The following is a 12,352-nucleotide window of genomic DNA, read 5'->3' as shown; positions in this document are numbered from 1 at the left end:
TGCGAAAATGGATACCCCAGAAATTCGGATTGGCCAGCTAGGCATTCGATACACCCTCGATGGGTCAGCCACAAACAGCTTGGGCGTCTTTGAACTGACGGTTCCCTCGGGGTCGAACGTACCCCCGCCGCACAGTCATGCCCGAAATGAAGAGTGTGTCTACGTGCTTGAGGGCAAACTCCGCTATACGGTTGGCGCAACGTCGCGTGACCTTGGTCCAGGTGACGCAACGCACACACCCAAGGGCACTGCACATGCCTTCTCGAACCCATTCGATACAGCGGCCAGGGCACTGATTGTGCAATCACCCGACATAGGTGAGCAGTACTTCAAGGACATTGCTTCAGTAGTGAATGTCGGTGGCCCACCGGATATAGCCGCGCTAGTTGGTGTCATGGCCCGCTATGGCCTGACTCCGCAAGGATCTTGACTGCATTACTGCCGCCCGCTCCGGCTTGGCAATGAGCCGCCGCATGGAGCAAGCTCATGAGAGTGGCGGCCCGTAGTCATGCGACACGGGCCTAGCAATTCATTCAAAAGCAAAGTAGAGCCCTGGAAACACAAGATCTCCTCGGAGCTATCGCATGCGCTTGGCAAGGTGATCCTGGTAGCCCACTCCGTGGGCGGACCCACTCTGCTGAGGTACCTGTCAGAGGAGAAGGTCGAGAGCGAAATTGCTGGCCTGTTCTTGCTTGCCGCCCCCTCTTGGGACGAGGATCATTGGAACTTCGACGACCTTAAGTTGCCGGGCGACAGTGCTGAAAAGCTTGCCGCAATTCCCCGGTTCTTCTTCTACCATTGCCGTGATGACGAGGTTGTCCCGTTCGCCCACCTTGCATTTTACGGCGCACAGTTCCCACGCGCGATCACTCGCGCGATCGACAATGGCGGACACCAGTTCGACAATGACCTGACGCGTGTTTCCATGGACATTCGAGGCAACGATCCTGCCTGACAATTCATTGGAGCCGAAGCCGCTTCGCGGCTCTGTTTGATTCAGCCGTTACGGTATGCGCCACAACATCTGGCCAAGGAGATCGACATGAATCTCGCGGATGCAAAGATTGCCCAATTGCTGATCCCGATAAGTGACTTTGACGCGGGAGTCGCCTTTTACCGGGATACGCTTGGCATTCCCTTTCTCTTTGCAGCGCCTCCGCAAATGGCATTCTTCAACTGCGGCGGGGTCCGGCTTCTGGTTGGCGTCATGCCACCAGGGCAGGAAGCGCAAAGAGGCTCGGCTATCTATTTTCAAATTCAAGATATCCATTCCGTCTTCTCTTCGCTCAAAGAAGCTGGCGTCTCGTTCAAGTCCGATCCGCACATGGTCAATCGAACGCCGCGCTCGGAGCTCTGGCTGGCGGAGTTCACCGATCCAGATGGCAACCAATTGGCGCTCATGAGCGAGGTCGTGCAAAGTGGCGCCTGACAATTCATTCAAGCCAAGCTGCTTCGCCGCTTCGCGGCTCGACTTAGTTCAGGCGTTGGACCGCAGGAGCAGGATATGAAGCGCTTGTGGACAATCATCGGCGTAACAGACGTCGCCCGCGCCTTCACCTGGTACCAGTCGCTCCTGGGGCTACCCGCCACGAAACCTGCCCATGATTACTTTGGGCAAATCCTCGATACGGACGGGACAGTCCTGCTCTGCCTACACCAGTGGGGCGCGCACGAGCATCCCACCCTGGCCGACCCGGATCGTGCAGGGACTGGAAACGGCCTGCTTCTGTTCTTTCGCGTGGATGACTTCGACCAATCGCTGGAGCGGGCGCGCAGCCTTGTCACAGCGCTCGAAGAAGAGCCAAATATCAATCCCAACACAGGCACCAGTGAGTTTGCGCTGCTCGATCCTGACGGTTACTACGTCATGGTCAGTGCGCTATGTGCGGCCTGACAATTCGTTCAAGCCGGAGCCGCTTCGCGGCTCGGCTTGATTCAAGCGCTGGACCGCAGCAGAGGCCTATTGGCCAACTGGAGAACAGATGAAGCGCGTAACGGGGATAGGTGGAATTTTCTTCAAATCGAATGACCCCAAGGCCCTTGGTGCCTGGTACAGAGCTCACCTTGGATTGGATGTGACGGATTGGGGAGGTGCCATTTTCGAATGGGGCGGCCCCGGAAGCGAGAAAGGCATGACCATCTGGAGTCTGTTCAAGGGTGACTCGACCTATCTGGAGCCTGCAGCCAGTTTCATGGTCAACTTTCGCGTTGCTGATCTGCACGCCCTTCTCGCCGCGCTCCGGGATGAAGGCTGCAACGTGTTAGACCGCACGGAAGAATCAGAACAGGGCAAGTTTGGCTGGGTCATCGACCCCGAGGGCAACAAAGTCGAGCTTTGGGAACCGCCCGCTGGACAGTGACCTGCGGCCTAGCAATTCATCCAAGCCGGACCGGCTTCGCGGCTCGGCCTTATTGAGGGGTCTGGACTCATGGAAAATTTTGCAATCACCGCTGTTTTGCTAACGGCGCTGGCGCTTCCAGTCGTGCTGTTCTGGCTACTGCGGTCTCGCTCGCGCTTGAACGGTCTGCAGGCGGCTGGCATTGCTGTTGCGGCGGGCTGGGCTCTCAATCTGGCATGGGCTTTTGCCGTACAACAAACTACTGCGAATGACCCGTCGCACGCCAATGATGACACCCTTGCAATTGCTGCAGCCCTTGGCTGGATATGCCCCTCGGTCCTGGTGCTCCTGACCTGGCTTGTCCGGCGTCTCGTGACGCACCGCGCCGCATGAACTCTGAAACCTGATTCAGGCCGAAGCCGCTTCACGGGCCCGGTTCGCCCAGGCGCCAGATCGCATTGGAGACACTCTCGTGAAGCAACTGCTATCGCTTGTTCTCTTGCTCGTTGCGTGCATTGCATTGCCAACAGCTTCGGCAAAAGAGGTCGCAGGCTCCAAGGAGATACATGCTGCCCTCGACAAGTGGAACGAGACGGCCAACCGAGCCGATCTCGAAGGCTTCATGGCGCTCTTTGATGACTCGGACAACGTCATCTTGGCAGGATCGGATCGCGGTGAAGTCTACCGGGGCAGAAAAGAAATACGGGCCTGGCTTGCCCGGCTCTTCGAGCACAACCGCTTTTCCTGGGACCTGTCGCACTCTGACATCGATGCGAACGGGAATACCGCCTGGGCGTTCGTGGACGGCACGATGACTGTCACCGAGGACACCGGCGCTGTAAAAAAGGTGCCCTATCGGTTCTCGGGCGTGCTCGTAAAACGAGGGCATGACTGGAAATGGCGCCTGTTCGACGGGTCCATCCCGGCAGGTGAGTGAGTAAGCTGCGGTCTGACAATTCTCCCAGGCCGAAGGCGCTTCGCGGCTCGGCTTAATTCAGGCGTCAGGGTCCATGGAAAGACGTGCTCGTTGGTACGTACTGCTGGCTGCCGCAGGCAGCGTCCTCATTGCCTGCGCCACATTGCTCCAGCACATCCGCGTCCACCTTACCGGGCAGCCGGCCGGCTATCTGCCCCCTTGCCCTTGGGGCCACGGCGGCTGGCCTGCTTGTAGCCATGTTCAGTCGCCTCGCCGCGCCGAAGTCCACGACCATCGTCATCATAGCCATCGGCATGCTTGCGTCCGCGACTTTCGCGGTCATTCTTGTGGTTACATTGATCTGGGGTTTCGGCGACTAGTTTGCGCGCGGGCCGGGGCCTGACGATTCATTCAAGCCGAAGCCGCTTCGCGGCTCAGGCGCCAGGGGCACTCCATGAAAGCCTGTCGCGAATGCAAGCATCAGATTTCAGAGCAGGCCCTCTCCTGCCCGAACTGCGGTGCTCCGTACCCGGCACGGCAGTCCTGGGATGGGTGGGGCTGGGAGTACAAATCCGGACTGGCCATCGCCGGCCTTCCCCTCCTGCACATCGCCTTCAAGTTTCGCCCCAATCGGACGCCCGTGGTGGCACGAGGCGTCATTGCGATCGGGCAATTCGGCTGCGGTGTGATCTGCATTTCGCAGTTCGAGGTCGGCGTTTTCAGCGTGTCGCAATTCACCGTCGCCGTGTTCGCAATCGCGCAGATCGCGGTGGCGTATTTCGCTTGTGGCGCAGATCGGTTTGTACATCTCCCAAGGTCACGGCATGCTCGTCTTTGGGCTTCGGCAGTTGCTGGCAGCCCTCTGACAATCAACGAAGCCGCTTCGCGGCCCGCCCCAGTTCAGGCATCAGGCCTACGATGGATTACCAGCTTGTAATCAAATTTTGGCGAAAGTCGCTGGAAGACGAAGCCTTCCTTGCGACGATCGAGAACGAGTTGAAGGAGGCGCTGGGTCAATCTGCCGAGGTGGACGGGTATGACGTCAGTCCGAAGGAGATCAACCTTTTTGTCCTGACGGATGACCCAAGACACTCTTTTCGGCGCGTGCGGGAGGTCCTGGAAAGATTGGGCATCCTGCGCGGCGTCTCTGCGGCATTCCGTCTGGTCGGTGGCGCACGTTTCACATCAATCTGGCCGTTGCGCGCTACGCGCAAGTTCACCCTTCCGTAGTGCAGGACCGGTTTGGCACCATTCAACCCGAAGTTGGCGACTCGGCTTGATCAAGGTGTCTGGCGGACTTGGGAGATCACCATGGGCTGGCTTATCACCAAGTACCTGCTTACCGCTGCCGTCGTGGTCATCGTGTCGGAGGCGGCCAAGCGCAGCGACAGGCTGGGAGGGTTCATCGCCGCCCTTCCACTGGTCACATTCCTTGCGCTCATCTGGCTCTACGTCGAGAAGCAACCGCAGGCCAAGATCTCCAACCATGCCTGGTACACGTTCTGGTACGTGCTGCCCACGTTACCCATGTTCCTCGCGTTCCCGCTGCTGTTGCCCCGCCTCGGCTTCTGGCTGACCCTGCTGGCCAGTATCGGAATCACCGTGCTCTGCTTTGGCTTGTTTGCTGCGGTGGTCCGTCAGTTCGGCATTCAGTTGCTGCCGTGACCGGGCCCGACCAATCAAAGCCGAAGCATCCCGGCTCGGGCTTGACTCAGGCGTCAGGTTGCGAAATGCCAATGCGGCAACTTGTTGAAGAAGACATCGATCTGCATCAGGTGGATTTGCCAAACCTTCGACGGCTGGCATTGTCACAGAGTGTTGATGTCAGTCCCTTCGAACTTTCCGATGGGGCACTACCAGTGTCGAGAACCGTCGACCGCGCCACCGCCCAACTCGAGCGCGGAACCCCTGCATTCTGGTGTGTGCCGTTCTTCATAGTTTCAGTTCCACGCCGCAGGATCGTCGGCAGTTGCGGGTTCAAGACCGCCCCGGATCAGGGCAGCGTGGAGATTCACTGTCGCGTGGCGGCAAGCGAGAGGTCTCGCGGCATTGCCACTACTGCCATCCGCAAGTTGCTTGACCTGGCGTTTTCCACCGGTATTGCCAATGAAGTTATTGCCTGCGTCCGGCCGGACAACATCGCGTCTTCGAAGGTAGTTGAACGTCTGGGCTTTGTGGCTGGCCCATTGATCACGGATTCCAACGGAGAAGAGGTTGTGCGGTGGAGTTGGTCGCAACCCGGCAATTCATTCGAGCCGAAGCCGCTTCGGGACTCGGCTTGATTCATACATTAGCCTGCAGAAGTTCAGTCATACGCCACGGGAAACCACTGCGGAGACCATCATGCCGGGTCACGACCTGCACCCTCTTGACGCAATGAGCGTCGCTCCCGGGCATCACGAAGTGCTCATGGAGAATGATCGCGTAAGAGTGCTCGACACCCGCCTTGGTCCGGGTGAGCGCACGCCTGTCCACACCCATCAATGGCCTGCGGCTCTATACATACTGAGCTGGAGTGATTTCATCCGGTATGACCCCGCAGGGAACGTTCTCCTGGACTCCCGGGCCATGGCCATGAAACCCGCTGTCGGAGCTTCGCTGTGGGCCGCGCCGCTGGTTCCTCATTACGTTCACAACATTGGCGAACGCGCGTTGCACGTCATCGCTGTGGAAATGAAAGACCCCCAGGGCGCAGATGGCGCCTGAAGGGCCTCGACCCGAACTTTCCCTCAGGCCGGCGCTGGACGCGGACTTCGGCTTCTGCGAGTCGCTCACTCGCGCCAACATGGCCTCATACCTCGCTGCGAGGGGAATTCCCTGGGATCCCCAACGCCATCTCGCCAGTTGTTCGCCGTTCGAAAAGCTGGTCATTTCAGCCGATGGCAGTCCGGCCGGGATCCTGAGGCTCCTGCAGGTCGAGGGCGCGCTCGAGATCAGGGACCTGCAGGTTCTCGCGCCGCTCACTGGTCAAGGGATAGGCGCGTGGGCCATCGAGCAGGCAAAGCGGCTGGCAACGCACAGGGGCCTGCCGGAGCTGCGCCTACGGGTCTACGTCGAGAATCCGGCCCAGCGCCTGTACTCCAGGCTCGGCTTCAGGTGCATGGCAACTGACAATGGCGTCATGCACCTGTCGTGCAGCTTGCCGGCCGGCAATGCGCCCGGGGCGAGCCGTTTGCCGACTCGCCAGGTTCAGGGCCCCGATAACGCCAAGCAGCCCTGATGCCTCCGGGAATCCTGCCCTGCAGCAGGCTTCCCGGGCGAGGGAAGGAAGGATTCGCGCCAATACCGGCCGCCCCCCCATGACCTTCGACACCCCAAGCCCCGGTTGCAAAGGCGATAGAGTCCGCTGTCGCCCTGCGCGCGCCCCAGTAACCCTGCCACGCCCTGTTCGGGCCGGAGAATCCGTGAAAGCCATATCCTCGAGCGTCAAACTGCTGGTCCTGCCCCTCGCCGTAACCGCCGCGCTCGCCGGCTGCGCCAAGAAGGAAGAGGCCGCCAAGGCCGACGCCACCGCGAAGACCGATACCACGCTCAAGCTCGACGAGAGCAAGCTGCCGCCGGTGAACCGCTTCGCCGTCGGCGATCTCGACACCAGCAAGGACGCGTGCGTCGACTTCGGCGGCTACGTCAACGGCAAGTGGCTCGCCGCGAACGCCATCCCGGGCGACCGCACCTCGTGGGGCGCCTTCGAAATGCTGAACGAGCGCTCCAAGGCCGTGCAGCGCCAGCTCGCCGAGCAGGCCGCGGCGAACACCAGCGCCACGGGCGTGGAAAAGATCGTCGGCGACATCTACGCGACCGGCATGGACGCGGAAAAGATCAACGCGCAGGGCATTGCTCCGCTGAAGTCGCGCCTTGATGCGATCGCCACGCTCGACAGCAAGGACAAGGTCGCCGAGTACCTGCGCACCAGCGCGGCCAAGGGCGAGAACGTCCTGTTCGCCTTCGGTTCGTCGCCGGACTTCAAGGACTCGACGATGAACATCGCCATCGCCTTCCAGGGTGGCCTGGGCCTGCCGGATTCGACCTACTACACCGACGCCAAGAACAAGGAAAAGCTCGACGCCTACGAAGGCCACGTTGCCAAGGTGCTCGAACTGTCCGGCGTCGCCGCCGCCGATGCCGCCAAGCAGGCCAAGGACGTGGTGGCGTTCGAGACGCGCCTGGCCAAGGCGTCGAAGTCGCGCGCCGAACTGTCGCGTGATACCGAGTTGTTCTACCACCCGGTCAGCCTCGCCGATGCCGACAAGGTCTCGCCGAACTTCCCGTGGAGCAAGTTCTTCGACTCGCAGGGCCTGGCAGCGCCGAAGATGTTCTCGCTGGCGATCCCGGCGTTCCATGCCGAAGTCAGCAAGATGCTGGACGACGTGTCGCCGGCGACCTGGCAGAGCTACTTGCGCTACCGCACCGTCGATACCGCGTCGCCGTTCCTGTCGGATGCCTTCGTGCAGGAGAACTTCGCGTTCTACAACCAGAAGCTCAGCGGCCAGAAGGAATTGAAGGAGCGCGGCAAGCGCGTGCTGGAAATGATCGAAGGCCAGGCCGGCGAGACCATGGGCCAGCTGTACGTCAAGGTCGCCTTCCCGGCCGAGTCGAAGGCACGCATGGAAACGCTGGTGCAGAACATGCGCGAAGCGCTGAAGGCCCGCATCGAAAAGCTCGACTGGATGAGCGAAGACACCAAGAAGAAGGCGCTCGAGAAGTGGGCTTCGTTCACGCCGAAGATCGGTTACCCGGACAAGTGGCGTGACTGGACCGGCCTGGACACCGCGCGTGACAGCTACTTCGGCAACGTGCTGGCCCTCAACGAATTCAACTACAAGTGGGACCTGGGCAAGATCGGCAAGCCGGTGGATCGCACCGAGTGGGGCATGCCGCCGCAGATGATCAATGCCTACTACAACCCGCAGCAGAACGAGATCGTGTTCCCGGCCGCGATCCTGCAGCCGCCGTTCTTCGATCCCAAGGCTACCGATGAAATCAACTACGGCGGCATCGGCGCGGTGATCGGCCACGAGATGACCCACGGTTACGACGACCAGGGCAGCCGCTTCGGACCGACCGGCAACTTCGAGAACTGGTGGACGCCGGCCGATGCCAAGGGCTTCTCGGGCCGTACCGACAAGCTCGTCGCCCAGTTCAACAGCTATGAAGCGGCTCCGGGCCTGCATGTCGATGGCAGCCACACGCTGGGCGAGAACATCGCCGACCTCGGCGGCCTCGCAACGGCCTACGACGCGATGATCAAGGCCACGGCCGGCACCCCGGACCCGAAGACCGACGGCCTCACCCGCGATCAGCGCTTCTTCCTCAACTGGGGCACGGTGTGGCGCCGCAACTTCACTCCGCAGGAGCTCGAGAAGCGCATCACCACCGACGAACACGCCCCCGCCGCCTTCCGCGCGATCGGTGCGCCGTCGAACCTGCCGGCCTTTGCCGCAGCGTTCTCGTGCAAGCCGGGCCAGCCGATGGTGCGCGCAGCCGACAAGCAGGTCGTGATCTGGTGATCCGATGATCGGATGATCTGATCGTCGCGAAGGATTGGCCGCCGGGTTTTCCGGCGGCCGAGCGGAAGGCCCGGCACCTCGTCGTCCGGGCCTTCTTTTTTGCGAGGCGAATGTGCGCATCCGGCGTGTGTAGTACTTGTGTTCAAGGCATTCGCGGGGCCCTTGTTACACTCGGCCGCCCCCGGACCTGGAGCTCGCCATGCGTCACGCCGGACCGCTTGCCTGTGCACTGCTCCTCTCCGCGATCGCGAGCGGCATGGCGCTCGACGCCGGCGCCGCGAAGAAGAAAGCGGCCACCAAGGCGCCTGCTGCAACCGGCGCGAATGCCTGCAGCAACTTCTACGCCTACGCGAACAGCGGATGGTTGAAATCGAATTCCCTGCCGGCCGGCACCGCCTCGGTCTCGGCCATGGAGCAACTCGGGGCACGGGCACGGCAGCAGCAGCTCGACCTGCTCAACGCGGCGATGACCGCTCCGCAAGGCAACGTGCAGAAGCTGCTCGGCGATTTCTGGGCAAGCGGGCTGGATGAAGCCGCCGTGGAAAGCGATGGCGCCAATCCGATCGCACCGCTGCTTGGCCGGATCAACGCCATCAAGAAGGCAAACGACATCCCGGCCTCGATCGCGGCGCTGCACCAGGTCGGCATCCCGGTCGCCTTCAACTTCGGGGCCGATGTCGACCTCAACGACCTCAGCCGCCACATCGGCTACTTCAGCCAGGGCGGGCTGGGCCTGCCCGATCCGGCGTATTACACCCGCACAGATGCCGAGACCCGCAAACTGCTCGGCCTGTACAACGGCTACGTGCAGAAGATTCTCGTGCTGACCGGCACCCCGGCCGACAAGGCCGCGGCGGAGGCGCAGGAGGTGATCGACGTGGAGACGCGGATTGCGCAGGCCAGCAAGCCCCTGGTCGATCTGCGCGCACCACGCGCGAATTACGCACCCGTGGCCGTGGCCAGCCTTCGCAAAACCTACCGCGGGTTGCAGCTGGCGGAGTTCCTGAAGGCGCAGGGCGTGAAGGACGACTCGGTGTCGATCGCCAACCCGGCATTGTTCGCGCAACTCGACCAGCTCGTGGCTTCGCTCAAGCCCGCGCAATGGAAGACCTACCTGCGCTGGCGCGTGGGCGATGCCATGGCACCGTACATGGCCAAGCCCTGGCGCGATGCCAGCTTCGATTTCCGCAACCGCGTGCTCGCGGGTGAGCCGACGCCACCGCCACGCCAGCAGGCCGTGCTCGACGCCATCAACCTCGCCGCCGGACCGATGCTCGGCCACGAATATGTCGCCCGCTATCTGCCAGCGGGCACGCGTGCGCGCGCGGAGGAGATCGCGACGAACGTGCGCAAGGCGCTCGATGACGCGATCGCCACGGATCCCCGGCTGGGCGAGCAGGCGAAGACCGAAGCCAAGGCCAAGATCGCGGCCCTGAAGATAGAAGTCGGCGCACCGCGACGGGACCTGGACTACAGCGTGCAGCCGATGGGTCGCGGCAGCTTTGGCAGCAACATGCTCATCGCCTCGACGTGGCACCACCGCGAGGAAATGAAGCGCATCGGGCGCGGCAACGCGGACCGCCGCTGGGATGTATTGCCGCAGCAACCCGCCCTCGCCTACGACATCGCCCAGAACCGGCTGATCGTTTCCGCCGCCGTCCTGCAGCCACCGGTGTTGGATCCCGGCGCCGACATGGCCACGCAATACGGCGCATTCGGCGCGCTGGTGGGCCGCGAACTCAGCCACGCGGTGGACGACAAGGGCCGCCTCGTCGATGCCAGGGTGGAAGTGCGCGACTGGTGGACGCCGGCGGAATCCGGCGCCTGGAGCGCACTGGGTAACCGCATTGCCGCGCAATACGCTGCGTATCCGCTTCCCGTCGTCGGCACCAGGGTCAATGGCAACCAGGTGCGGGATGTCGCGATCGCGGACCAGGCGGGCGTCGAACTCGCGTGGCTCGCATTCAACGCTGCGCAGCCTGGCGCGAGCAAGGAGTCGCGACAGGCGTTCTTCACCGGCTGGGCGCGCCTGTGGCCGCAGCAGCTGACCCGGGAAGCGGCCACGCAACGCGCGGCCAGCGGCATCTACGCTCCGGGTCAGTGGCGCGCGAACGGACCGCTGTCCAACCTGGCAGGATTCGGCGAGGCCTTCGGCTGTCGGGCGGGAACGGCCATGCAGGTCAAGGCCGACCAGCGCACCGCGCTCTGGCCAACCGCATTGGCTGGTCCGCCCGTCACCCGCAAATGACGGCCTGATGCGCCGGTCTTGCACGAACCTGCGCGCACGCGAGCGCGCAGGTATTCGTGAAGTCGGCGCTTACCGGACGACCTTGAACTTGCCCACGCTGCGCCGCTTGCGGCCGAACGGCGGCTTCCCGCTCCAGTAACGGATCAGCAGCCAGCCGAACAGCATGCCGCCCAAGTGCGCGAAATGCGCCACGCCCGGCTGCCAGCCGTTCAGGCCAAACAGCAGTTCGGCCACGGCATACAGGATGACGAGCGTACGGGCCTTCATCGGAATGGGCGGGAACAACAGCATCACGCGCTGGTTCGGGAACAGGAGCCCGTACGCAAGCAGCAGGCCGAAGATGCCACCGGATGCGCCCAGCGTCGGATACGCCTCGCCGCCGTGCGAGAGCGTCCACCAGCCTACGACGAGCTGGCACAACGCCGCACCGACCACGCACACTAGGTAGAACGTCAGGAAGCGGCGTTGGCCCCAGACGTATTCGACCTGCGAGCCGAACATCGCCAGCGTGAGCATGTTGAAGGCCAGGTGCATGAAATTGCCATGCAGGAAGGCGTAGGTAAGCAGCTGCCAGGGCAGGAAACCTTGCGAGAGCAGGTTGCCGTCGATGCCGAGCGGCCATAGCGCAAGGGCGGAAAACTGTTCGTCGCCGAACAGGGACTGCAGCAGGAACATCAGGCCGTTGGCGATCAACAGGCCCTTGGTGACAGGGGGGAGTCGGGAGAACATCAGTAACACCTCGGGGGATGCCACATGGTAGCGGCATTGCGCCTCGCCTCGCGGGGGATACTCAGTCTCGCGGAATCGCCATTGACCGGTTCAGCGCCGGCGGCCGCTTTTCCCGATCGCCTTCGCGGCCTTGCGCGACACCGGCGGCGCGCCCCACACCTCGGCATCGATGGCGTCTTCCCGCGTCACTGCTGCGCGCAGCCCGCGCACGCGGCCGTTCTCGACCAGGATTCCCTCGCCACGCAGCCGCGCCGTCTGTTCATGCCAGCCCTTCGACCCTTCCGGGAACGCGATGCGACCGTCCGAGCGCAGTACCCGATGCCATGGCAGCCGGCGATCTTCGTTCTGGCTGAGCAGGCGCGCTACCAGCCGCGCACGCCCGGGCAGGCCGGCGCGGCGGGCCACTTCGCCGTAACCCGCGACCTGGCCCTTCGGGATCGCGCGGACCGCGTCGAGGATCCGCTTGTTTGAATCCGGCTTGGTTGAATCCGGCTTGCCCGCATCCTGGGTTGAATCCGGTTTGGTCGCGTGCGTGCCCATCGCGGTAGCATAGCCGCCGGCGCCATCGACATCAGTCCGGCTCGTCCGTCTGGATCCATTGCAAGGAGCTTCC

The 12,352-nt window shown here is 62.7% G+C and carries 18 protein-coding genes; 16 read left to right on the top strand and 2 right to left on the bottom strand.

Annotated features, from left to right (window positions below; translation table 11 throughout):
• Positions 1–7 precede the first annotated feature (7 nt).
• The 16 genes from ACXJJ9_RS16055 to ACXJJ9_RS15980 all read left to right on the top strand — a co-directional run bounded on the left by ACXJJ9_RS16055 (position 8) and on the right by ACXJJ9_RS15980 (position 11,010).
• A complete protein-coding gene (locus ACXJJ9_RS16055) occupies positions 8–430 on the top strand; it encodes a cupin domain-containing protein (RefSeq protein ID WP_457098127.1) in 423 nt (140 codons plus the stop codon).
• A 78-nt stretch (positions 431–508) separates the two neighbouring features.
• Complete coding sequence (locus ACXJJ9_RS16050) at positions 509–955, top strand: alpha/beta hydrolase (RefSeq protein WP_457098126.1); 447 nt, start codon at positions 509–511, stop codon at positions 953–955.
• Positions 956–1,042: 87 nt separating this feature from the next.
• On the top strand, positions 1,043–1,429 hold the full coding sequence (locus tag ACXJJ9_RS16045) for a VOC family protein (RefSeq protein ID WP_457098125.1): 387 nt from the start codon (positions 1,043–1,045) through the stop codon (positions 1,427–1,429).
• Positions 1,430–1,504: 75 nt separating this feature from the next.
• Positions 1,505–1,894, top strand: a complete 390-nt coding sequence (locus ACXJJ9_RS16040) for a VOC family protein (protein WP_457098124.1) — start codon at positions 1,505–1,507, stop codon at positions 1,892–1,894.
• 88 nt (positions 1,895–1,982) lie between these two features.
• Complete coding sequence (locus tag ACXJJ9_RS16035; RefSeq protein ID WP_457098123.1) at positions 1,983–2,360, top strand: VOC family protein; 378 nt, start codon at positions 1,983–1,985, stop codon at positions 2,358–2,360.
• Between the two features lie 69 nt (positions 2,361–2,429).
• Positions 2,430–2,732: a hypothetical protein gene (locus tag ACXJJ9_RS16030; RefSeq protein ID WP_457098122.1), complete on the top strand. Its 303-nt coding sequence runs from the start codon at positions 2,430–2,432 to the stop codon at positions 2,730–2,732.
• 79 nt (positions 2,733–2,811) lie between these two features.
• Positions 2,812–3,276, top strand: coding sequence for a nuclear transport factor 2 family protein (locus ACXJJ9_RS16025; protein ID WP_457098121.1), 465 nt, complete (start codon positions 2,812–2,814; stop codon positions 3,274–3,276).
• A gap of 236 nt (positions 3,277–3,512) precedes the next feature.
• Positions 3,513–3,635, top strand: a complete 123-nt coding sequence (locus ACXJJ9_RS16020) for a hypothetical protein (RefSeq protein ID WP_457098120.1) — start codon at positions 3,513–3,515, stop codon at positions 3,633–3,635.
• Positions 3,636–3,709: 74 nt separating this feature from the next.
• Positions 3,710–4,192 carry a hypothetical protein gene (locus ACXJJ9_RS16015; RefSeq protein ID WP_457098119.1) on the top strand — a complete coding sequence of 161 codons (483 nt, stop codon included), beginning with the start codon at positions 3,710–3,712 and terminating at the stop codon, positions 4,190–4,192.
• Positions 4,174–4,485, top strand: coding sequence for a hypothetical protein (locus ACXJJ9_RS16010; RefSeq protein ID WP_457098118.1), 312 nt, complete (start codon positions 4,174–4,176; stop codon positions 4,483–4,485). Before ACXJJ9_RS16015 ends, ACXJJ9_RS16010 begins: the two co-directional genes overlap by 19 nt.
• A gap of 81 nt (positions 4,486–4,566) precedes the next feature.
• Positions 4,567–4,920: a DUF3147 family protein gene (locus ACXJJ9_RS16005; protein WP_457098117.1), complete on the top strand. Its 354-nt coding sequence runs from the start codon at positions 4,567–4,569 to the stop codon at positions 4,918–4,920.
• The gene (locus ACXJJ9_RS16000) at positions 4,917–5,537 is read left to right on the top strand and encodes a GNAT family N-acetyltransferase (protein WP_457098116.1); all 621 of its coding nucleotides are present in this window, start codon (positions 4,917–4,919) and stop codon (positions 5,535–5,537) included. The genes ACXJJ9_RS16005 and ACXJJ9_RS16000 overlap by 4 nt, the downstream gene beginning before the upstream one ends.
• A gap of 286 nt (positions 5,538–5,823) precedes the next feature.
• Entirely contained in the window at positions 5,824–5,961 is a 138-nt protein-coding gene (locus ACXJJ9_RS15995) for a hypothetical protein (protein WP_457098115.1), read from the top strand.
• Between the two features lie 79 nt (positions 5,962–6,040).
• A complete protein-coding gene (locus ACXJJ9_RS15990) occupies positions 6,041–6,475 on the top strand; it encodes a GNAT family N-acetyltransferase (RefSeq protein WP_457098114.1) in 435 nt (144 codons plus the stop codon).
• 79 nt (positions 6,476–6,554) lie between these two features.
• Positions 6,555–8,762 (top strand): M13 family metallopeptidase, encoded by a 2,208-nt coding sequence (locus ACXJJ9_RS15985; protein WP_457098113.1) that lies wholly within the window; start codon positions 6,555–6,557, stop codon positions 8,760–8,762.
• Positions 8,763–8,961: 199 nt separating this feature from the next.
• Positions 8,962–11,010, top strand: coding sequence for a M13 family metallopeptidase (locus ACXJJ9_RS15980; RefSeq protein ID WP_457098112.1), 2,049 nt, complete (start codon positions 8,962–8,964; stop codon positions 11,008–11,010).
• Positions 11,011–11,079: 69 nt separating this feature from the next.
• Here the strand turns inward: ACXJJ9_RS15980 and ACXJJ9_RS15975 are convergent, their stop codons facing one another.
• Together ACXJJ9_RS15975 and ACXJJ9_RS15970 are read right to left on the bottom strand one after the other, a co-directional pair.
• Entirely contained in the window at positions 11,080–11,739 is a 660-nt protein-coding gene (locus tag ACXJJ9_RS15975; protein ID WP_457098111.1) for a rhomboid family intramembrane serine protease, read from the bottom strand.
• A 90-nt stretch (positions 11,740–11,829) separates the two neighbouring features.
• Positions 11,830–12,279: an MGMT family protein gene (locus ACXJJ9_RS15970; RefSeq protein ID WP_457098110.1), complete on the bottom strand. Its 450-nt coding sequence runs from the start codon at positions 12,277–12,279 to the stop codon at positions 11,830–11,832.
• Positions 12,280–12,352 lie beyond the last annotated feature (73 nt).

It is taken from the genome of Lysobacter sp. P5_B9 (assembly GCF_054049835.1).
This window is presented reverse-complemented; position numbering and strand designations above follow the sequence as displayed.

Bases quoted from the DNA above. Each gene is read 5' to 3' on its own strand.
- ACXJJ9_RS15995 (WP_457098115.1), top strand. From the start codon at position 5,824: ATGGCCATGAAACCCGCTGTCGGAGCTTCGCTGTGGGCCGCGCCGCTG.
- ACXJJ9_RS16015 (WP_457098119.1), top strand. From the start codon at position 3,710: ATGAAAGCCTGTCGCGAATGCAAGCATCAGATTTCAGAGCAGGCCCTC.
- ACXJJ9_RS16030 (WP_457098122.1), top strand. From the start codon at position 2,430: ATGGAAAATTTTGCAATCACCGCTGTTTTGCTAACGGCGCTGGCGCTT.
- ACXJJ9_RS16035 (WP_457098123.1), top strand. From the start codon at position 1,983: ATGAAGCGCGTAACGGGGATAGGTGGAATTTTCTTCAAATCGAATGAC.
- ACXJJ9_RS15990 (WP_457098114.1), top strand. From the start codon at position 6,041: ATGGCCTCATACCTCGCTGCGAGGGGAATTCCCTGGGATCCCCAACGC.
- ACXJJ9_RS16055 (WP_457098127.1), top strand. From the start codon at position 8: ATGGATACCCCAGAAATTCGGATTGGCCAGCTAGGCATTCGATACACC.
- ACXJJ9_RS16020 (WP_457098120.1), top strand. From the start codon at position 3,513: ATGTTCAGTCGCCTCGCCGCGCCGAAGTCCACGACCATCGTCATCATA.
- ACXJJ9_RS15985 (WP_457098113.1), top strand. From the start codon at position 6,555: ATGACCTTCGACACCCCAAGCCCCGGTTGCAAAGGCGATAGAGTCCGC.
- ACXJJ9_RS15980 (WP_457098112.1), top strand. From the start codon at position 8,962: ATGCGTCACGCCGGACCGCTTGCCTGTGCACTGCTCCTCTCCGCGATC.
- ACXJJ9_RS16045 (WP_457098125.1), top strand. From the start codon at position 1,043: ATGAATCTCGCGGATGCAAAGATTGCCCAATTGCTGATCCCGATAAGT.
- ACXJJ9_RS15975 (WP_457098111.1), bottom strand. From the start codon at position 11,739: ATGTTCTCCCGACTCCCCCCTGTCACCAAGGGCCTGTTGATCGCCAAC.
- ACXJJ9_RS16010 (WP_457098118.1), top strand. From the start codon at position 4,174: ATGGATTACCAGCTTGTAATCAAATTTTGGCGAAAGTCGCTGGAAGAC.
- ACXJJ9_RS15970 (WP_457098110.1), bottom strand. From the start codon at position 12,279: ATGGGCACGCACGCGACCAAACCGGATTCAACCCAGGATGCGGGCAAG.
- ACXJJ9_RS16040 (WP_457098124.1), top strand. From the start codon at position 1,505: ATGAAGCGCTTGTGGACAATCATCGGCGTAACAGACGTCGCCCGCGCC.
- ACXJJ9_RS16050 (WP_457098126.1), top strand. From the start codon at position 509: ATGCGACACGGGCCTAGCAATTCATTCAAAAGCAAAGTAGAGCCCTGG.
- ACXJJ9_RS16005 (WP_457098117.1), top strand. From the start codon at position 4,567: ATGGGCTGGCTTATCACCAAGTACCTGCTTACCGCTGCCGTCGTGGTC.